Below are 19,078 nucleotides of genomic sequence, written 5' to 3'. Positions count from 1 at the left end.
ATGACCCAGCCGATCCGCATCAAGGACCACGAGAAAGACGCACGTCTGGTACGTTCGCGCGTGGTGTTTGGCGCTTTTTTGGTGGTGGGCTTGATTGCGGTGCTGATTGCGCGCCTGTATTACCTGCAGGTGATCCAGTACGACTATCACTCCACGTTGTCGGAAAACAACCGGGTGCATGTGCAGCCGATCCCGCCGACCCGCGGGCTGATTTTCGACCGCAATGGCGTGGTGGTGGCAGACAACCGGCCCAGCTTCAGCCTGAGCATGACCCGCGAGCGTTCCGGCGACTGGCAGCAGGTCCTCGACGTAATCGTCGAGGTACTGCAACTGACGCCGGAAGACCGCGTGATCTTCGAAAAACGCATGAAGCAGGGGCGTCGGCCGTTCGAGCCGGTGCCGATTCTGTTCGAGCTCAACGAAGAGCAGATCGCGCGCATTGCGGTGAACCAGTTCCGTTTGCCAGGTGTGGAAGTGGTGGCGCAGTTGGTGCGGCATTACCCGCAAGGGGCACACTTTGCGCACTCCGTCGGCTACATGGGGCGCATCAACGAGAAAGAGCTGAAAAGCCTCGATCCGGTGAATTACAGCGGCACCCACCATATTGGCAAAACCGGCATCGAGCGCTTCTACGAGCCGGAGCTGCACGGCCAGGTGGGTTACGAAGAAGTTGAGACCAACGCCCGTGGCCGCGTGCTGCGTGTGCTCAAGCGCACCGACCCGATCCCTGGCAAAGACATTGTGCTGAGCCTGGACATCAAATTGCAGGAAGCGGCGGAGATGGCCCTGGGCGGTCGTCGTGGCGCCGTCGTCGCGCTCAACCCGGCCACCGGCGAAGTGCTGGCGATGGTCAGCCAGCCGAGTTTCGACCCGAACCTGTTTGTGACCGGTATCAGCTTCAAGGCCTATGCCGAGTTGCGTGATTCCATCGACCGGCCGTTGTTCAACCGTGTGCTGCGCGGGCTGTACCCGCCGGGTTCGACCATCAAGCCGGCGGTGGCGATTGCCGGTCTGGATTCGGGTGTGGTCACGGCATCGAGCCGCGTGTACGACCCTGGCTACTACATGCTGCCCAACTACGATCACAAATACCGTAACTGGAACCGCACCGGTGACGGCTATGTCGACCTGGACACCGCAATCATGCGCTCCAACGACACCTATTTTTATGACCTGGCCCACAAGCTGGGGATTGATCGGCTGTCTGCCTATATGGGCAAGTTCGGCCTCGGTCAGAAAGTCTCCCTGGATATGTTCGAAGAATCCCCTGGCTTGATGCCGTCGCGGGAATGGAAACGCGCGACCCGTCGTCAGGCATGGTTCCCGGGCGAAACCCTGATCCTCGGCATCGGTCAGGGCTACATGCAGGCCACACCGCTGCAACTGGCCCAGGCCACCGCGCTGGTGGCCAACAAAGGCGTGTGGAACCGCCCGCACTTGGCCAAGACCATCGAAGGCCAGAAGCCTGTGGATGAAAACCCGATTCCGGACATCGTGCTGCGCGACCCGTCCGACTGGGCCAAGGTCAACCACGGCATGCAGCAAGTGATGCACGGTGCTCGTGGCACGGCGCGCAAGGCCGCGGCGGGCGCGCAATACCGCATTGCCGGCAAAAGCGGTACGGCCCAGGTGGTCGCGATCAAGCAGGGTGAGAAATACGACCGCTCCAAGGTTCAGGAACGTCACCGCGACCACGCCTTGTTTGTCGGCTTTGCGCCGGCCGACGACCCGAAAATCGTGGTGGCGGTGATGGTCGAGAACGGCGAGTCCGGCTCTGGCGTCGCGGCGCCTGTGGTGCGTCAGATCATGGACGCTTGGCTGTTGGCCGACGACGGCAGACTCAAATCCGAATATGGTGGCCCCCCTTCAAGCACCGAGGTTACGGCCCGTGAAGAGTAATTTTGACCGCATCCTCTCCAGTGAGGATGTGATGCGTCGGCGTGCGACGTTGCTGCAGCGCCTGCACATTGATGGCCCGTTGCTGATCCTGCTGTTGACCTTGGCGGCCGGCAGCCTGTTCGTGCTGTATTCGGCCAGCGGCAAGAACTGGGACTTACTGATCAAACAGGCGTCGTCGTTCGGCCTGGGTCTGTTGTCGATGGTGGTTATCGCCCAGCTGGAGCCACGTTTCATGGCGCGCTGGGTGCCGCTGGGGTATGTCGCCGGTGTTTTGCTGCTGGTGGTGGTGGACGTAATGGGCCACAACGCCATGGGCGCGACCCGCTGGATCAACATTCCCGGGGTAATTCGCTTCCAACCGTCGGAATTCATGAAGATCCTGATGCCGGCGACCATCGCCTGGTATTTGTCCAAGCGCACCTTGCCGCCGCAGCTCAAGCACGTGGGCATCAGCCTGATATTGATCGGCGTGCCGTTCATTTTGATTGTGCGCCAGCCCGACCTCGGCACCTCGCTGCTGATCCTGGCGGGCGGGGCGTTCGTGTTGTTCATGGGCGGCCTGCGCTGGCGCTGGATCCTCAGCGTGCTGGCGGCGGCGATCCCGGTGGCGGTGGCCATGTGGTTCTTCTTTATGCATGACTACCAGAAGCAGCGGATCCTGACCTTCCTGGATCCGGAAAGTGACCCGCTGGGCACTGGCTGGAACATCATCCAGTCCAAGGCGGCGATTGGTTCCGGCGGCGTATTTGGCAAAGGCTGGTTGCTGGGCACCCAGTCACACCTGGACTTTTTGCCCGAAAGCCACACCGACTTCATTATTGCGGTAATGGGCGAAGAGTTCGGCCTGGTAGGCATTTGCGCGCTGTTGCTGATCTATTTGCTGCTGATTGGTCGCGGCCTGGTGATTACCGCCCAGGCGCAGACGCTGTTTGGCAAATTGCTCGCCGGCAGCCTGACCATGACTTTTTTTGTTTACGTTTTCGTCAACATCGGTATGGTCAGTGGCCTGTTGCCGGTGGTTGGGGTGCCGTTGCCGTTCATTAGCTACGGCGGAACTTCGCTGGTGACATTGATGTCAGCGTTTGGGGTTTTGATGTCGATTCACACGCATCGCAAGTGGATCGCGCAGGTTTGAATAAGGTGAAGATGTCAATGCAAGTAATGCGCGGCTGGGCGACTCGGCACGCGTCCTGGATGGGCCTGATTGGGCTGCTGGGCGCGACGCAAGAGGTGCAGGCCGGTGACTACGATGGTTCACCCCAGGTCGCCGAATTTGTCGGTGAAATGACCCGCGACTACGGTTTTGCCGGTGAACAACTGATGGGCGTGTTCCGTGAAGCCCAGCGCAAGCAGGCGATCCTCGACGCGATCTCGCGTCCCGCCGAGCGCGTTAAACAGTGGAAAGACTACCGCCCGATGTTCCTCACCGACGCCCGTGTGGCGCGGGGCGTGGACTTCTGGCGCCAGCACGAAGCGGTGCTGGCCCGCGCCGAGCAGGAATACGGCGTGCCGGCCCAGGTGATCGTCGCCATCATCGGCATCGAAACCTTCTACGGGCGCAACACCGGCAGTTACCGGGTGATCGACGCCTTGTCGACCCTGGGCTTCGATTACCCGCCACGTGCCGAGTTTTTCCGCAAGGAGCTGCGTGAGTTCCTGCTGTTGGCCCGTGAAGAGCAGGTCGACCCGTTGACCCTCAAGGGCTCCTACGCTGGTGCGATGGGCCTGCCGCAGTTCATGCCGAGCAGTTTCCGGGCGTATGCGGTGGATTTCGACGGCGACGGCCACATCAATATCTGGAGCAACCCGGACGATGCCATCGGCAGCGTGGCCAGCTACTTCAAGCGCCATGGCTGGGTGGCCGGCGAACCGGTGGTGATCCGCGCCGATGTCACCGGCGAGCGCGTCGACGAAGGTTTGACCCAAGGTATTGAGCCGGTCAAGACCGTCGGGGAGTTGCGAGCGCTGGGCTGGTCGAGTCAGAATGCGCCACGCGATGATATGCCGGTGACGGCGTTCCGCCTCGAAGGCGCAAACGGCCCGGAATACTGGATGGGCCTGAAGAATTTTTACGCAATCACGCGTTATAACCGCAGTGTGATGTACGCCATGGCCGTGCATCAACTGTCAGACATGCTGGTCCAAGCACGGGGCAACAAGTAATGCGGGTATCGCCGTTCCAAAAACCGCTCAAGCTGGTGGCGTTCGCCGCGTTGTCCTTGCTGGTTGTCAGTTGCTCCTCCACCACCAGCCGTGCTCCGGCGCCGAAGGGCGGCGCTGTCGTTCGCGCCCAGCCGGGCCTGGACATCAACCGCGCGCACAAAGACGGCGCGCCGTGGTGGGATGTCGACGTATCGAAGATCCCGGATGCCACGCCGACCCTGCACACCGGGCCTTACAAAGCCAACCCGTATACCGTGCTGGGCAAGAATTACTTCCCGTTGCAGGAATCCAAGACCTACTCGCAAACGGGCACGGCGTCCTGGTACGGCACCAAATTCCATGGCCAGAACACCGCCAACGGCGAAGTGTATGACCTGTACGGCATGAGCGCGGCCCACAAGACTTTGCCGCTGCCCAGCTATGTACGCGTGACCAACCTGGACAACCACCGCACGGTGATCCTGCGGGTCAACGACCGTGGGCCGTTCTATTCGGACCGGATCATCGACTTGTCCTACGCCGCCGCGAAGAAACTCGGTTATGCCGAAACTGGCACCGCGCGTGTGAAAGTCGAAGGTATCGACCCGGCGCAGTATTGGGCTCAGCGTGGCAAACCGGCGCCATTGATGCTCAACGAGCCGCAAACCCCGCAACCGCAAGTGACCGCCTCGGCGGGCAAGATCGAGCAGTGGACACCGCCACCGGCGCAGCACGCACCCGATACGGTCGTGGTGCCCCATGCAGCGCCAGGCGCATCTACAGTCGGCGGCCAGTACCTGCAGGTCGGCGCTTTCGCCAACCCGGATGCGGCAGAACTGTTAAGGTCCAAGCTCAGCGGCATGGTCAGCGCGCCAGTGTTTATCAGCTCCATCGTGCGTAACCAGCAAACCCTGCACCGTGTGCGCATGGGCCCGATTGGTTCGCCAAGTGAAGTGGCGCACGTGCAGAACAGTGTGCGCCTGGCCAACCTGGGGCAACCCAGCGTCGTCACGGCTGAATAAGTAAAAGGATTGATGGTTCAGGTTCGCCTGAACCGAGGTTGTTGGCTCGTTGAACAATAAAAACCCAGGGGCAAGGGGTGAGCGGGCAACCGAACACGCGACAGTCTGGCAGCGGGCTGTCTGAATAGTTTTGCCCGCGAGGGCAAGTTTCCATAAGCAATTTCGAGAGACGGATGAACATCACCACCTTAGCCAAACGCACGTGCCTGCTACTTTCGCTGATCATTACCCCGGCCGCCTGGGCGGTTGAAATGGTGCCAGCTTCCCCGCAATTGGCCGCCAAGGCCTGGGTCCTCATGGATGCCGCCAGCGGCAACGTGCTGGTCGAGAACAACGGTGACCAGCGCCTGCCCCCGGCCAGCCTGACCAAGCTGATGACAGCCTACATCGCGACCCTGGAAATCCGTCGCGGCCAGATCGGCGAGAATGACCCGGTTACCGTCAGCGAAAACGCATGGCGCACCGGCGGTTCGCGGATGTTCATCAAGGTCGGTTCGCAGGTTACCGTCAGCGACCTGCTGCACGGCATCATCATCCAGTCCGGTAACGACGCCAGCGTGGCCCTGTCCGAGCACATCGCCGGCAGCGAAGACGCGTTCGCCGATTTGATGAACAAGACCGCCGGCGACCTGGGCATGACCAACAGCCACTTCATGAACCCGACCGGCCTGCCGAACCCGGAGCACTACTCGTCGGCTCACGACATGGCCGTGCTGGCTCGCGCGATCATCCGTGTCGACCCGGTGCACTACGCGATCTACTCCCAGAAGGAATTCTTCTGGAACAACATCAAGCAGCCTAACCGTAACCTGCTGCTGTGGCGTGACAAGACCGTCGACGGTCTGAAAACCGGCCACACCGACGAAGCCGGCTACTGCATGGTGTCGTCCGCCGTACGTGATGGCCAGCGCCTGATCGCCGTGGTATTCGGCACCAACAGCGAGCAGGCCCGTGCGGCCGAGACGCAAAAACTGCTGACTTACGGCTTCCGCTTCTTCGAAACCCAGACCTTCTACCAGAAGGGTGCCGAGCTGGCCCAAGCCCCGGTATGGAAAGGCGCGACCCACCAAGTCAAGGCCGGCCTGGCCGATGACCTGACCCTGACCATGCCTAAAGGCCAGCTGAAAAAGCTCGCGGCCAGCATGACCATGAACCCGCAATTGGTCGCTCCAATCGCCAAGGGCGACGTGATCGGTAAAGTCGAAGTGAAGCTCGATGACAAGGTGGTGCATAGCGCCGACCTGATCGCACTGGACGCCGTTGACGAAGGTGGTATCTTCCGCCGCGTGTGGGATAGCATCCGTCTATTCTTCTACGGCTTGTTCAACTGATTGTGCGCACCTGCAAAGCCCCGCGTTGATCCAGCGCGGGGCTTTGCCCGTCGCCACGGCTTAGCGCTTACGAGGCTGTTCTGCCATGACCGATAAAGAAGTAGAAGTAAAGGCGCCAAAGATCGAATTCCCCAACGTGGACTATCCCGTCAAGGTGATCAGCGATACCGGTGTGGGCAACAAAGACAAGATTCTCGAGATCGTGCGTAAACACGCGACGATCAACGACAACCGGGTGGACGAGCGTTTGAGTTCCAACGGTAAGTACACCACGATCCAGTTGCACATCGTGGCAACCGGTCAAGACCAGCTCTACGACATCAACAGTGAACTGCGGGCCACCGGCTTCGTGCACATGGTGTTGTGATGTCACAGGTTTTGGGCTTTCGCGAGCTCGGCCAGATGGCCTATGAGCCGGTCTGGCATGCCATGCAGCGCTTCACCAACGAGCGCGGCACCTCGGCCCCGGATGAAATCTGGCTGGTGGAACACCCGCCGGTCTTCACCCAGGGCCAGGCCGGCAAGGCTGAGCATCTGCTGCTGCCGGGTGATATTCCGGTGGTGCAGGTCGACCGAGGTGGCCAAGTGACTTACCATGGCCCTGGTCAGCTTGTCGCTTATCTATTGCTGGACGTACGCAAGCTGGGCTATGGCGTACGTGACTTGGTAAGCCGCATGGAGGCTTGCCTGATCGAGCTGTTGGCCAGTTACGGCGTCACTGCCGCGGCCAAGCCCGATGCACCCGGTGTATACGTGGACGGCGCGAAAATCGCCTCCCTCGGTTTGCGCATTCGCCATGGTTGCTCCTTTCATGGCCTGGCCCTGAATGTGGACATGGACCTGGCGCCGTTTCGGCGCATCAACCCGTGCGGTTACGCCGGGCTGGCGATGACTCAACTGAGCGACCACGCCACACCGATTAAATTTGCCGAGGTAAGTGCCCGGCTGCGTGCGCAGCTCGTCAAACACCTCGACTATGCTGAGCAGACGACCCTTACGGGCGGAATCGACTGATTATGACTACTGATGCAGTGCAAACCATGATCCCGACGCTGGACATCACCGAGCGTCCGGCCCCGGCCCCGCGTGCCAAGGTCGAAGCCGGCGTCAAGCTGCGCGGCGCCGAGAAGGTTGCACGCATCCCGGTGAAAATCATCCCGACCACCGAACTGCCGAAGAAGCCTGACTGGATCCGCGTGCGCATCCCGGTTTCGCCGGAAGTCGACCGTATCAAGGCCCTGCTGCGCAAACACAAACTGCACAGCGTGTGCGAAGAAGCTTCCTGCCCGAACCTGGGCGAATGCTTCTCCGGCGGCACCGCCACCTTCATGATCATGGGTGACATCTGCACCCGTCGTTGCCCGTTCTGCGACGTTGGCCACGGCCGGCCGAAGCCATTGGACGTCAACGAGCCGGAAAGCCTGGCCATCGCCATTGCCGACCTGAAACTCAAATACGTGGTCATCACCTCCGTAGACCGCGACGACCTGCGTGACGGCGGTGCCCAGCACTTTGCCGACTGCATCCGCGAGATCCGCAAGCTGTCGCCGAACGTGATGCTCGAAACCCTGGTGCCGGACTACCGTGGCCGCATGGACGTCGCGCTGGAAATCACCGCGGCCGAGCCACCGGATGTGTTCAACCACAACCTGGAAACCGTGCCACGTCTGTACAAAGCTGCGCGCCCAGGTTCGGACTACCAGTGGTCGCTGACCCTGCTGCAAAAATTCAAGCAGATGATGCCGCACATCCCGACCAAATCCGGGCTGATGCTGGGCTTGGGCGAGACCGACGAAGAAGTCATCGAAGTCATGAAGCGCATGCGCGAACACGACATCGACATGCTGACCCTGGGCCAGTACCTGCAGCCGTCGCGCAGCCACTTGCCGGTGCAGCGTTTTGTGCACCCGGACACCTTCGCCTGGTTCGCCGAGGAAGGTTACAAGATGGGCTTCAAGAACGTGGCTTCGGGCCCGCTGGTACGTTCCTCGTACCACGCCGATGAGCAAGCCAAGCTGGTCAAGGCGAGCCTGGTTTCGTAAGCGTTTCCCCTCTGTAGGAGCAGCCGAACTGCTCCTACAGAGTTTCCCTCCTTTTCTCCCTTCTGTTTGCAACCATCACTGGCTAGAGTGCCTGGGTATCCAACCACGGAGAACCATGGATGACGACTCAACTCGCGGCTGCCGTGCCCGCCCTGCGCACCGAAGGCGTAATTGGCCTGATTGCCCCCGCCGGCCCTGCCGCACTGGATGTTGAAAAAGCCGGCCAGTGGATGCGCGCCCGTGGCCATGAGCTGCGCATATTCCCCGGTGTGTATGAGCGCGATGGCTACCTGGCCGGCAGCGACGAGGTGCGTCTGCGCGATTTGCATGCGGCGTTTGCCGATCCCGAAATCGATGCCATCTTCTGCCTGCGTGGCGGCTATGGCAGCCCGCGATTATTGGATCGGCTCGATTTTGACCTGATTAGGGCCAACCCCAAGCCATTTGTGGGGTACAGCGACATCACCGCGTTGCACCTGGCCATCAACCGCTACGCGGGTTTTGTGACCTTTCACGGGCCGATGCTCAATGCCGATCTGCTCGGTGGCAAGCAGCAGCCCACCGAGTCGTCGTTGTTCAGCATGTTGCGTGGGCAACTGAGCGAGTGCAGCGTGCTGGCACACCCGGTTGCTTACCCACTGACCACGATTGAGCCGGGTGTCGCCTGCGGGCGTTTGCTCGGCGGCAACCTGTCGATGATTGCCGCGGTAATGGGCACGGCGTTTGAGATCGACTCCGAAGGCATCATTCTGTTTATCGAAGACGTCAACGAGCCACTCTACCGAATTGACCGGCTGCTGACCCATTTACGCCTGGTGGGCAAGCTGTGCCAGGTCGCCGGTGTGTTGGTCGGGGATGTATCGGGGGTGGATAAGGCGGCGTTGGAGCGGCTGCTCAAGCAGACCTTCGAGCCGCTGTGCATTCCTGTATTGTCCGGCTGGCGCAGCGGGCACTGCGATCCGAACCTGACGCTGCCGCTGGGCGCGCTGGTGCGTCTGGATGCGGGGGAGCAGCAGTTGGTGTTGGAGCAGGATGTAGTGTTCAAGCCCTGAGCGTCGATCGTTCCCACGCTCTGCGTGGGAATGCATCCCGTGACGCTCCGCGTCACCCCCTCAAGAGCAGACGCAGAGCGTCCAAGGCGGCATTCCCACGCGGAGCGTGGGAATGATCGTTAGGCCGATTTAACGGCTCTGCAACGACTCCAGCAGCTTCACTGTCGCAAACCCATCCGCCGGCCAACCCAACGACTGCTGCGCCGCCCGGATCGCCTTGCGCGTGTTGGCGCCGATAATCCCGTCCGGGTTGCCCGCGTCATAGCCCTTGGCACTCAGCACCGTCTGCAGGTCGATACGCTGGGAGCGACTCAGCGGCAGCTCATCCTTGGGCCAATCGCCACGAATCACTCCGCCGCCAGCAAACCGCTCCGACAACAGGCCTACGGCCAGCGCGTAGGACGACGAGTTGTTGTACTTGAGGATCGCGCGGAAGTTATCCAGCACCAGGAACGCTGGGCCACGGTAGCCGGCCGGCAGCAGCAGGGCAGCTGACAGGTGCTCGACGTTCGGTGGCATGCTCGCGCCAGGTGGCAGCTGGATACCGAGTCTCATCCACTCGCCAACGGTCTTGCGTATGCCGCCGTCGGCCAGGGCGTAATCGAAGTTCGTCGGCAGTTGTTTCACCTCAAAGCCCCACGGCTGGCCGCGTTGCCAGCCGGAGCTTTGCAGGTAGTGCGCAGTGGAGGCCAGGGCGTCGCCCGGGCTGTTCCAGATATCGCGGCGACCGTCGCCATCGAAATCCACGGCATGGGTGTTGTAGGTGGTCGGGATGAACTGGGTCTGGCCCATGGCCCCGGCCCACGAACCTTTCATCTGGTCGGCAGAGATATCGCCATGCTGGATGATCTGCAGCGCCGCCAGCAGTTGCGCCTGGGCGAACGCCGGGCGGCGGCCTTCATAGGCCAGGGTCGCGAGCGATCGGATCACCGAGTTATTGCCCTGGAACTGGCCAAAGTTGCTTTCCATGCCCCACACCGAAACCAGCGCCTGGCGATCAACGCCATAACGCTCTTCGATGCGTTGCAGGATATCGGCGTATTTGATCAGCAACGCTTGGCCATTACGCACGCGTACTGGCGACAGGGCACCGTCGAGGTATTCCCACACCGGGCGGGAAAATTCCGGTTGGCTGCGATCGGCGCGAATCACCGCCATGTCGGGCGTCACGCCAGCAAAGGCGTTATCGAAGACGGCGGGTGTGATCCCCGCGCTCAGGGCTTGCGCACGAAAGCCAGCCTGCCATTCGGCAAAGGTCTGGGTCGGCTGGATATCAAGATTGTCCACGGCCAAAGGGGGGACCACGGCAGGCGCGACGGCAGGCACGGTCTGGAGCTTTGGCAGGGGTTGCGCGTCCGCGGCGGTGGGTTTCTCGGCGCAGGCGACAAGCAGAATGAGGCTGGAGGCAGCGATCAATTGGCGAAGGTGCCAACGACGGGAAAGGCTAGAGGGCATGCACAGGTCCAGGGATTACAAATCAAGTACAGACCTTATCATGCCGGAGGGGCACTTGCCTTCAGGCAGCCAGAAAGTAAGAAGCCTCCCAGCTATTAGACTGGAAGGCTTCGCGGCGGTAGCTGCCTTTGCCCTTGCCGGCGCGTTCCTGACGGCTGCGGAACAGTGGCTGGGCGATGATGGATTTGGCTTTGTTGGGGCCATGCTTGGATGGCTTTTTGCTCATGGTCGTTACTCTCTTGAGGTGGGGTCTTGAGGTGGGGTGAAGCGGTGCAAATCATCTGCCGAAGTGGCGCGGCTGTAAAGCCCGGCGACGTGTAGGCGGTTTCACCTATTCAAGTGGGCACGGTCAATGTGGGAGCTGGCTTGCCTGCGATAGCGGTCCATCAGCAAAAATGTAGTGGCTGACACACCGCTATCGCAGGCAAGCCAGCTCCCACAGGGGACAGTGGGGTTATTCGGCGGGGAGTGTCAGGCGTTGGCCAGACATCAACAGTGACAAACGGCTCAGGCTCATCCACGGCGAACCTGCCGCCTGGCCTTTGATCTGCGCGTCGATGCGTTGCGCTTCCAACAACAGCTGCGCCCAGCGTTGCGCCGAGTGGCGTTGCAGGGCTTTGCTCATCAGGGGTTTGCGCTTGTCCCACACCGGCGGCCTGGCCTGGCTGAAGCATTTGTCCAGCGGCGTGCCTTGGCTGTATTGCAGGGCAATATTGGCCAGCACTCGCAACTCTCGAGCCAGCGCCCACAGAATCACCGGCGGTTCCACACCTTCACCGCGCAAGCCTTCAAGCATGCGCAGGGCGTGGGCGGGTTCGCCATTGAGAATCGCGTCCACCAACCCGAACACATCAAAGCGCGCGCTATCAGCGACTGCGCCCTGGACGGTTTCGACGGTGATCTGCCCGTCTTCGGCCATCAGCTTGAGCTTTTCGATCTCCTGGGCGGCGGCAAGCAGGTTGCCCTCGACCCTGGCGGCGATGAGCTCGACGGCATCTTGCGTTGCCGACAGCCCTGATTGCGACAGGCGCTGACGTATCCATTGCGGCAACTGGTTGCTGTCCACTGGCCAGATCTGGATGAACTGGGTTTGCGGACCTTCTACCAGCGCCTTGCCCCACTTGGTTTTCTGCGCACTGCCATCAAGCTTGGGCAAGCTGATGAGCAGCACCGTGTCCTCAGCGGGGCGTGAGCAGTATTCCATCAACGCCGCCGCGCCCTTGTCACCCGGCTTGCCTGAAGGCAGGCGCAGTTCCAGCAGGCGTTTCTCGGCGAACAACGACATGCTCGCACCGGCTTGCAGCAGCGTGCCCCAGTCGAAACTGGCGTCGGCGCTGAACACCTGGCGTTCATCGAAGCCTTGCTGGCGTGCGGCGGTGCGAATCGCGTCGGCCGCTTCCTGGCACAGCAGCGGGTCATCACCGCTGACGATATAGACAGGCGCAAGGCCACCTTGCAGGTGCTTGGCGAGTTGGGCGGGGGCAAGTTTCATAGGCGGGGCAAACGGGGCGCCAGGGGCGCCCCGTCTGGCTTACTCGACAGGGACTTCGGCAGGCGATTGTTTCGGCGTGTTGTCTTCGTATTCTTGCGCAGCTTTCAGGGCATCGGCGTCAGCCTTGGCCTTGTTGTCGGCGGTCAGTTGCAAGGCGGCCAGTTTCTCTGGCGTCAGCTGTTGCAGACGAATCATCAGACGCTGGATCACCTCACGACGCATTTCCTTGCGAACCTGGATGATCTCCGAATCCGAGCCCACCAGGTTGTTACCGTCGTGGCTCACGACTTTCTGCACTTCAACCTTGTCACCCATCAATGGCAGGTGGTCGCGGCCTTGCAGTTCATAGACGACCAGGGTGTTCAGCTCAATGTCCGACGCACGGCCGGCACTGGCGTAGCTGAGGTTACGCTGGGTTTCTTTCTCGTCCACCAGATTCAGTTTGTAAGTCGCGCCGGAACCGACGCGTACACCGCTGCTTTCCAGGGCCTGGCGCAGCTGGGTCACGGTCTCGCCGTAGGCGTTGCGTGCGCTGACGTCCAGTTCCTTGATGCTCAGTTCATTGGTGGCGGTGCCACGCAGCTGGAAGCCGCAAGCGCTCAGCAGCACAGCGAGGCCCATCACCAGCAAATTGCGTTTGATCATTTTGTTGCTCCCCTTGAAACCATGTGGGCCTTATCGAGGCCTTAAAGGTTTAGTTCGGCGCAGGGCTCAAGCCCTGCGCCCGATCCGATTAGCTGGCGACGATGTTGACCAGTTTGCCCGGCACTACGATCACTTTGCGGATCGTCAGGCCTTCGGTAAAGCGCAGCACGTTTTCGTTGATGCGCGCTGCGGCTTCCACGTCTTCACGGCTGGCGCTGGCAGGCATGTCGATCTGGCCGCGCAGTTTACCGTTAACCTGAATAACCAGTTGCAATGTGTCCTGTACCAGCGCGCTGTCATCCTGCACCGGCCAGCGCGCATCGATGACCGCGTCGCTGTGGCCCAGGCGGCTCCACAGTTCATGGCTGATGTGCGGCGTGATTGGCGCCAGCAGCAGCACCACAGCTTCCAGGCCTTCCTGTACCAGCGCGCGGTCCTGTTCGGTGGCTTGCGGGGCTTTTTCCAGCACGTTCATCAGTGTCATCACCTGAGCGATGGCGGTGTTGAACTTGTGGTTCTGGCCCACGTCCTGGCTGGCCTGGCGGATGGCCAGGTGGGTGCTGCGGCGAATGGCTTTTTGCTCATCGCTCAACGACGCCACGTCCAGTTTGCCCGGTAAACCCTGGCTGACATGGGCGTGCGCCAGGCGCCAGACGCGCTTGAGGAAGCGGTGCGAGCCTTCAACGCCGGAGTCGGACCATTCGGCGCTCATGTCGGGCGGCGAGGCGAACATCATGAACAGGCGGCAGGTATCGGCGCCGAACTGATCGATCATCGACTGTGGGTCGACGCCGTTGTTCTTGGACTTGGCCATCTTCTCGGTGCCACCGATTTCCACCGGCAGGCCGTCGGATTTCAGCGTGGCGCTGATGACCTTGGCTTTGCTGTCACGCTCAAGCTCGACGTCCGCCGGGTTGAACCAGGTGTAGGCGCCATTGGCTTCGCGGCGATAGTAAGTCTCGGCGATCACCATGCCTTGGGTCAGCAGGTTCTTGAACGGCTCATCGGAGCTCACCAGGCCTTCGTCGCGCATCAGCTTGTGGAAGAAGCGCGCGTAGAGCAGGTGAAGAATCGCGTGTTCGATGCCGCCGATGTATTGATCCACCGGCAACCAGTGGTCGGCTGCGGATTTTTCTACCAGGCCGCCTTCATAGTGTGGCGAGGCGTAGCGGGCGTAGTACCACGAGGACTCGACGAAGGTGTCCATGGTGTCGGTTTCACGCTTGGCAGGTGCGCCGCATTTAGGGCACGTGCACTCGTAGAACTCAGGCATGCGCGCCAATGGCGAACCGGCGCCATCCGGCACCACGTCTTCGGGCAGTACCACCGGCAACTGGTCTTCCGGCACCGGCACGTCACCGCAGGTTTCGCAGTGGATGATCGGGATCGGGCAGCCCCAGTAGCGCTGGCGGCTGATGCCCCAGTCGCGCAGGCGGAACTGGGTGCGCGAGGCACCGAGGTTCTTTTTGATCAAGGCAACTTCGATGGCGTCGAAGGCACCCTGGAAGTCCAGGCCATCGAACTCTCCGGAGTTGATCAGCGTACCGTGTTCGCCGTAGGCGTCTTGCCACGGAGCCGGGTTGGTATCACCCGAGCTGGTACGCACGACCGACTTGATCGGCAGGCTGTACTTGGTGGCGAACTCGAAATCGCGCTCGTCGTGGGCCGGCACAGCCATGACTGCGCCATCGCCGTAGTGCATCAGCACGTAGTTGGCGACCCACACCGGCAGTTTTTCGCCCGTCAGTGGGTGCTCGACGAACAGGCCGGTTGGCAGGCCTTTTTTCTCTTGGGTGGCAACGTCGGCTTCGGCCACGCTGCCGCCTTTGCATTCAGCGATGAACGCCGAAAGCTCTGGGTTGTTCTGTGCAGCCTGGGTGGCCAGCGGGTGCTCGGCGGCCACGGCGACGTAAGTCGCACCCATCAGGGTATCGGGGCGGGTGGTGAAGACTTTGAGTGCGCCGGTTTCGCCGATCGAGTCGACGTTGTACGGGAACTGCACTTCCATGCCTTTGGATTTGCCGATCCAGTTACGCTGCATGGTTTTGACCTGCTCAGGCCAGCCCGGCATGTCATCGAGGCTCGACAAGAGTTCATCGGCGTAGGCCGTGATCTTGAAGTAGTACATCGGGATCTGGCGCTTTTCGATCACCGCGCCGGAACGCCAGCCGCGACCGTCGATGACCTGCTCGTTGGCCAGTACGGTCTGGTCGATCGGGTCCCAGTTCACGGTGCCGTTTTTACGGTAGATCACGCCTTTTTCGAACAGGCGCGTGAACAGCCACTGTTCCCAGCGGTAGTAATCGGGCTTGCAGGTGGTCACTTCGCGGGACCAGTCCACCGCCAGGCCCAGGCTGCGCAGCTGGGTTTTCATGTAGGCGATGTTTTCGTAGGTCCACTTGGCGGGCGCCACGTTGTTTTTCATCGCGGCGTTTTCCGCCGGCATGCCGAAGGCGTCCCAACCCATAGGTTGCAGGACGTTTTTGCCGAGCATGCGCTGGTAGCGGGAAATTACGTCGCCGATGGTGTAGTTACGCACGTGCCCCATGTGTAGCTTGCCGCTGGGGTAAGGGAACATCGATAGGCAGTAGTAAGTCTCCTTGCCTGGCTGTTCACTGACTTCAAAGGACTTTTGCTCGTCCCAGAAGGTTTGGGCGGCATTTTCTATTTCACGGGGCTGATATTGTTCGTGCATGGCTACTTTTGAACTGAATAGGGGTGGCCTAATCCTCTTCGGTACAACATTCAGGTTGATCGACACCAAAAAGCGGCGCGTCCGTGCCCAAACCCTGCGGGAAGTGGAGTTACAGGAAGCGCCGTAGCATACATGACCCCACTCTATCGAGGGAAACCCTGATTGCGCGGCGAGGGCCGTCTGTCGCGGCGCGAGGCAGGCGCAGCCATGGGGACTACGCTGTTTATTGGGGAGTGAGTCTTATCTTCAATGAGGTGAGGGGATGGTTGAATCGCAGCGAACTTTAATGAAACCGCAATTGTATGAAGGACTGATCGACCGTTTGGGTCGGGCATTGGATGCCGCAAGAACCGCAGGCCGATTGCGTGATGAGCGGCCTCTGGAGCTGGAGTTGCGAGGCTTGAGCCAGGCAGAACTTGAATTGATCAAGTGCTACCTGGAATTGAATCACCACCGTGCCTCTCAGGAACGGGCTGCCCCGCCCGCCCAAGAGCCTTTGCGTTCGGCCAAGGTGATCTGGCTGAAAGATGTGTCTGCTGGTCGCGGTCCCGATAAGCGTCGGGTCGCACGGTAAACGTGGAGCACCGCGTTATCCTTTGAGTCGTTCTCGAAACAGGTTGGTAAAGATTGTCGCTAAACCCCGTTGCATCTAGGCTTCGGGCATCTTTGGAGATGCCCGATGCCTTTTCGTTATTTCATTAAACAATTGCTCTTGCCGCCCGGCCTCTTTTTGCTGCTGCTGGCGCTTGCCTGGTGGTTGCGTAAAAGTCGCCCGCGCCTGGCCGGATGCTGCTTTGCCGTGGGGTTCGGGGGGCTGTGGTTGATCAGCCTGCCGGTGATGGTGCAATGGGGCGCGCATGCCCTGGAGACCGAGCCGCCGTTGGCCCGTGAAGAATGGGCGACGCTGGCCCAGCGCGCTGACGCGATTGTGGTGCTGGGGTCGGGGCGTGAGCGCGGTGACCCCGCGTGGGGCTCCGATCAACCCACCGGTACTGGGCTTGAGCGCCAGCGTTATGCTGCGCGTCTGGCCAAGGCCTCCGGCTTGCCGGTGCTGACCAGCGGCGGCTTGCACTACGGCACGCCACCCAGTGAGGCTGAGCTGATGGCGGTGTCGATGCAGGATGACTTTGGCGTCACCGTGCGTTGGAAAGAAGAGCGCAGCCGCACCACCTGGGAAAACGCGCAGATGAGCGCCGAAATCCTGTTGCCGCAAGGCATCAAGCGCGTGGTGGTGGTCACCCAGGCCTGGCATATGCCGCGTGCGGTATGGAGCTTCGAGAAGGCCGGTTTTACGGTAGTGCCAGGGCCGGTGGGCTTTTTGGGCGTAGACAATGCGCGACCGCTGGGCGGCTGGATGCCCGAGTTTGTGTCAGTGTGGCGCAGCGGGCAGTTGATCAATGAGGCGGTGGGGCAGGTGGGGTATCGGGTGTTTTACCGATAACGCCGCAATTTCAAATGTGGAAAGCGGTTCATGTGGGAGCGGGCTTGCTCGCGAAAGCGGTGTGTCAGTTGACGATATGTTGACTGACACACCGCTTTCGCGAGCAAGCCCGCTCCCACACAAGCCAGCTCCCACATTGGTTTTATGCCGTTCGTTAGACGGTTTTAGACATCCGGGCCGCCAGCAGCGCCCAGCCGAACAAGCCCAGGCACACAATGATCAACGGCCACGAGCGCCATTGCAGGTATGGCGTCAGGTTGTGCATCGGCACCACTTCGCCGTAGAGAATCCCACGCTCGAACTGCGGGATCTGCGCGGTAATCTGCCCAAATGGGTTGATCAAACCTGTCACCCCATTGTTAGTGGCGCGGATCATCCAACGGCCAGCCTCCAATGCACGCATCTGCGCCATTTGCAGGTGTTGCAGCGGGCCGATGGAACGGCCGAACCAGGTGTCGTTGCTGATGGTCAGCAGCAAATCGCTCTGGGCCGACAGGCCTGCGGCGAATTCCGGGTACACCACTTCATAGCAAATGAACGGCGCAATCTGATAGCCCTTGGCCTGCAGCATCGCCTGATCGGACGGGCCGCGGGCGAAGTCCGACATTGGCAAATCGAAGAAGGCGATCAGCCCGCGCAGCATGTCTTGCAACGGCACGTATTCACCAAAAGGCACCAGTTTTTGCTTGAGGTAAGTGCCTTCGCCTTCACCCACCACCGTGATGCCGTTGAAGTAGCGCTTCTGGTGGTGCACTTCCTGGCGAATCGGTACGCCGGTGATCAGAGCGGAGTGCCGGTCGGCGGCAAACTTGCCCATCATGCCCAGGTAGCCTTCGACTGACTCTTTGAGCACCGGCACCGCGGTTTCCGGCCATACCAGCAGGTCTACCGGCTTGGAGCTGAAACTCATGTCGCGGTACAGCGCCAACTGCGCGTCGATCTGCGCGGGGTCCCATTTCATGCTCTGTTCGACATTACCCTGGATCGCCGCCACCGTCAGTGGGGCGCCCGAGGGCGAGGTCCAGGCATGATGCTTGAGCGCCAGGCCGATGGCCCAGGGTGCAACCAACAACACCAAGCCTGCGCCGATGAAGCCGTTGCGCTTGCTTGCCAGCAGGCGCGGCAGGTTGCACAGCACGGCCGCCGTCAGCGCCAGGGCAAAGGAGATCAGCCACATGCCGCCCAGTGGCGCAAGGCCGGTGAGCGGGCCATCGAGTTGGCTGTAACCGGAGTACAACCAAGGGAAACCGGTCAGGAACCAACCACGAAACGCTTCCTGGCCAACCCACAGCGCCGCAAAGGTCAGCGCATCGGCCAGCGGCGCCTCATTGCGACGCAGCCAGCGTGCCCACAGCCAAGCGGGCAGGGCGAAGAACCAGGCAATCGCGGCGGTAAACAGCAGCATCAAAAAGCCAGCCAGCAACACCGAAGCGCCGCCGAAGTGGTGGATGCTGTAGTAGATCCAACTGGTGCCGGCGCCAAACAGGCCAAAACCGAAAAACCAGCCACGGCCCAGGGCCTGACGTGGCGTCAGCTCGCGCAGTCCCACATAGAACAGCCCGACGGCCAGTAGCGCAAATGGCCACAGATCGAAGGGCGCCAGCGCCAGAGTAGTGATGGCGCCGGCCACCACGGCCAGCAGGTTACCGGGCCAGCCGGGTGCAATCAGACGGCGCATGTAGGGGTGGGTCATCAGCTATTTCCTGTGTCGCGCCGGGCCTGCTGCGGCACAGGGCAAGGCGCGAGGAGTGTGGTTTGGTTTTTCCAAATGAACGACGAGTAACGCAGCCCTGTGCCGCAGCAGGCCCGGCCCTTCGGGTTGCCCCTGAGAGCGGGCCATGCTGCGTTGCAGGCCTTGAAAA

General features: G+C 61.2%; 17 protein-coding genes. 11 read left to right on the top strand and 6 right to left on the bottom strand.

Annotated elements, in window-relative coordinates; translation table 11 throughout:
- From mrdA to GIW48_RS03445, 9 genes are all read left to right on the top strand, one after another.
- Positions 1-1,899: a penicillin-binding protein 2 gene (mrdA, locus tag GIW48_RS03485; protein ID WP_017136049.1), complete on the top strand. Its 1,899-nt coding sequence runs from the start codon at positions 1-3 to the stop codon at positions 1,897-1,899.
- Between the two features lie 31 nt (positions 1,900-1,930).
- A complete protein-coding gene (gene rodA, locus GIW48_RS03480) occupies positions 1,931-3,034 on the top strand; it encodes a rod shape-determining protein RodA (RefSeq protein WP_050547734.1) in 1,104 nt (367 codons plus the stop codon).
- Between the two features lie 17 nt (positions 3,035-3,051).
- Positions 3,052-4,062 carry a lytic murein transglycosylase B gene (gene mltB, locus GIW48_RS03475; protein WP_177033941.1) on the top strand — a complete coding sequence of 337 codons (1,011 nt, stop codon included), beginning with the start codon at positions 3,052-3,054 and terminating at the stop codon, positions 4,060-4,062.
- Positions 4,062-5,063, top strand: coding sequence for a septal ring lytic transglycosylase RlpA family protein (locus tag GIW48_RS03470; protein ID WP_017136052.1), 1,002 nt, complete (start codon positions 4,062-4,064; stop codon positions 5,061-5,063). The genes mltB and GIW48_RS03470 overlap by 1 nt, the downstream gene beginning before the upstream one ends.
- A gap of 173 nt (positions 5,064-5,236) precedes the next feature.
- Positions 5,237-6,394 carry a D-alanyl-D-alanine carboxypeptidase family protein gene (locus tag GIW48_RS03465; protein WP_017136053.1) on the top strand — a complete coding sequence of 386 codons (1,158 nt, stop codon included), beginning with the start codon at positions 5,237-5,239 and terminating at the stop codon, positions 6,392-6,394.
- Between the two features lie 85 nt (positions 6,395-6,479).
- A complete protein-coding gene (locus tag GIW48_RS03460) occupies positions 6,480-6,761 on the top strand; it encodes a DUF493 domain-containing protein (protein WP_017136054.1) in 282 nt (93 codons plus the stop codon).
- Positions 6,761-7,408: a lipoyl(octanoyl) transferase LipB gene (lipB, locus tag GIW48_RS03455; protein ID WP_056861968.1), complete on the top strand. Its 648-nt coding sequence runs from the start codon at positions 6,761-6,763 to the stop codon at positions 7,406-7,408. Before GIW48_RS03460 ends, lipB begins: the two co-directional genes overlap by 1 nt.
- 26 nt (positions 7,409-7,434) lie before the next feature.
- On the top strand, positions 7,435-8,436 hold the full coding sequence (gene lipA, locus GIW48_RS03450; RefSeq protein ID WP_057444888.1) for a lipoyl synthase: 1,002 nt from the start codon (positions 7,435-7,437) through the stop codon (positions 8,434-8,436).
- 119 nt (positions 8,437-8,555) lie between these two features.
- Positions 8,556-9,488: a S66 peptidase family protein gene (locus tag GIW48_RS03445; protein WP_236460101.1), complete on the top strand. Its 933-nt coding sequence runs from the start codon at positions 8,556-8,558 to the stop codon at positions 9,486-9,488.
- 129 nt (positions 9,489-9,617) lie between these two features.
- Here GIW48_RS03445 and GIW48_RS03440 read toward each other — a convergent pair whose 3' ends face one another.
- The 5 genes from GIW48_RS03440 to leuS form a co-directional block, all read right to left on the bottom strand.
- Positions 9,618-10,943 (bottom strand): lytic murein transglycosylase, encoded by a 1,326-nt coding sequence (locus GIW48_RS03440; RefSeq protein WP_099547590.1) that lies wholly within the window; start codon positions 10,941-10,943, stop codon positions 9,618-9,620.
- Positions 10,944-11,004: 61 nt separating this feature from the next.
- Positions 11,005-11,169, bottom strand: a complete 165-nt coding sequence (gene arfA / locus GIW48_RS03435) for an alternative ribosome rescue factor ArfA (RefSeq protein ID WP_003176285.1) — start codon at positions 11,167-11,169, stop codon at positions 11,005-11,007.
- 228 nt (positions 11,170-11,397) lie between these two features.
- Positions 11,398-12,435, bottom strand: coding sequence for a DNA polymerase III subunit delta (gene holA / locus GIW48_RS03430; RefSeq protein WP_017136058.1), 1,038 nt, complete (start codon positions 12,433-12,435; stop codon positions 11,398-11,400).
- Between the two features lie 39 nt (positions 12,436-12,474).
- Positions 12,475-13,080: an LPS-assembly lipoprotein LptE gene (locus GIW48_RS03425; RefSeq protein ID WP_017136059.1), complete on the bottom strand. Its 606-nt coding sequence runs from the start codon at positions 13,078-13,080 to the stop codon at positions 12,475-12,477.
- Between the two features lie 88 nt (positions 13,081-13,168).
- Positions 13,169-15,775 (bottom strand): leucine--tRNA ligase, encoded by a 2,607-nt coding sequence (gene leuS / locus GIW48_RS03420; RefSeq protein WP_017136060.1) that lies wholly within the window; start codon positions 15,773-15,775, stop codon positions 13,169-13,171.
- A 262-nt stretch (positions 15,776-16,037) separates the two neighbouring features.
- On the opposite strand from leuS, the gene GIW48_RS03415 reads away from it, so the two are divergent.
- Positions 16,038-16,349 (top strand): hypothetical protein, encoded by a 312-nt coding sequence (locus tag GIW48_RS03415; protein WP_017136061.1) that lies wholly within the window; start codon positions 16,038-16,040, stop codon positions 16,347-16,349.
- 105 nt (positions 16,350-16,454) lie between these two features.
- Positions 16,455-17,216 (top strand): YdcF family protein, encoded by a 762-nt coding sequence (locus GIW48_RS03410; protein WP_099547592.1) that lies wholly within the window; start codon positions 16,455-16,457, stop codon positions 17,214-17,216.
- 154 nt (positions 17,217-17,370) lie between these two features.
- On the opposite strand, the gene lnt is transcribed toward GIW48_RS03410, so the two are convergent.
- Positions 17,371-18,894: an apolipoprotein N-acyltransferase gene (lnt, locus tag GIW48_RS03405; protein ID WP_236460169.1), complete on the bottom strand. Its 1,524-nt coding sequence runs from the start codon at positions 18,892-18,894 to the stop codon at positions 17,371-17,373.
- Between the last annotated feature and the right edge of the window lie 184 nt (positions 18,895-19,078).

Source organism: Pseudomonas sp. PA-6-3C (assembly GCF_021605825.1).
Taxonomy (GTDB): domain Bacteria; phylum Pseudomonadota; class Gammaproteobacteria; order Pseudomonadales; family Pseudomonadaceae; genus Aquipseudomonas; species Aquipseudomonas edaphica.
Note: the sequence above shows the minus strand (reverse complement) of the source record. Positions and strands in the feature narration are given on the sequence as shown.

Bases quoted from the DNA above. Each gene is read 5' to 3' on its own strand.
- arfA (WP_003176285.1), bottom strand. From the start codon at position 11,169: ATGAGCAAAAAGCCATCCAAGCATGGCCCCAACAAAGCCAAATCCATC.
- rodA (WP_050547734.1), top strand. From the start codon at position 1,931: ATGCGTCGGCGTGCGACGTTGCTGCAGCGCCTGCACATTGATGGCCCG.
- GIW48_RS03460 (WP_017136054.1), top strand. From the start codon at position 6,480: ATGACCGATAAAGAAGTAGAAGTAAAGGCGCCAAAGATCGAATTCCCC.
- GIW48_RS03410 (WP_099547592.1), top strand. From the start codon at position 16,455: ATGCCTTTTCGTTATTTCATTAAACAATTGCTCTTGCCGCCCGGCCTC.
- GIW48_RS03445 (WP_236460101.1), top strand. From the start codon at position 8,556: ATGACGACTCAACTCGCGGCTGCCGTGCCCGCCCTGCGCACCGAAGGC.
- GIW48_RS03440 (WP_099547590.1), bottom strand. From the start codon at position 10,943: ATGCCCTCTAGCCTTTCCCGTCGTTGGCACCTTCGCCAATTGATCGCT.
- GIW48_RS03415 (WP_017136061.1), top strand. From the start codon at position 16,038: ATGGTTGAATCGCAGCGAACTTTAATGAAACCGCAATTGTATGAAGGA.
- lipB (WP_056861968.1), top strand. From the start codon at position 6,761: ATGTCACAGGTTTTGGGCTTTCGCGAGCTCGGCCAGATGGCCTATGAG.
- leuS (WP_017136060.1), bottom strand. From the start codon at position 15,775: ATGCACGAACAATATCAGCCCCGTGAAATAGAAAATGCCGCCCAAACC.
- lipA (WP_057444888.1), top strand. From the start codon at position 7,435: ATGATCCCGACGCTGGACATCACCGAGCGTCCGGCCCCGGCCCCGCGT.
- GIW48_RS03425 (WP_017136059.1), bottom strand. From the start codon at position 13,080: ATGATCAAACGCAATTTGCTGGTGATGGGCCTCGCTGTGCTGCTGAGC.
- mltB (WP_177033941.1), top strand. From the start codon at position 3,052: ATGCAAGTAATGCGCGGCTGGGCGACTCGGCACGCGTCCTGGATGGGC.
- mrdA (WP_017136049.1), top strand. From the start codon at position 1: ATGACCCAGCCGATCCGCATCAAGGACCACGAGAAAGACGCACGTCTG.
- GIW48_RS03465 (WP_017136053.1), top strand. From the start codon at position 5,237: ATGAACATCACCACCTTAGCCAAACGCACGTGCCTGCTACTTTCGCTG.
- holA (WP_017136058.1), bottom strand. From the start codon at position 12,435: ATGAAACTTGCCCCCGCCCAACTCGCCAAGCACCTGCAAGGTGGCCTT.
- GIW48_RS03470 (WP_017136052.1), top strand. From the start codon at position 4,062: ATGCGGGTATCGCCGTTCCAAAAACCGCTCAAGCTGGTGGCGTTCGCC.
- lnt (WP_236460169.1), bottom strand. From the start codon at position 18,894: ATGCGCCGTCTGATTGCACCCGGCTGGCCCGGTAACCTGCTGGCCGTG.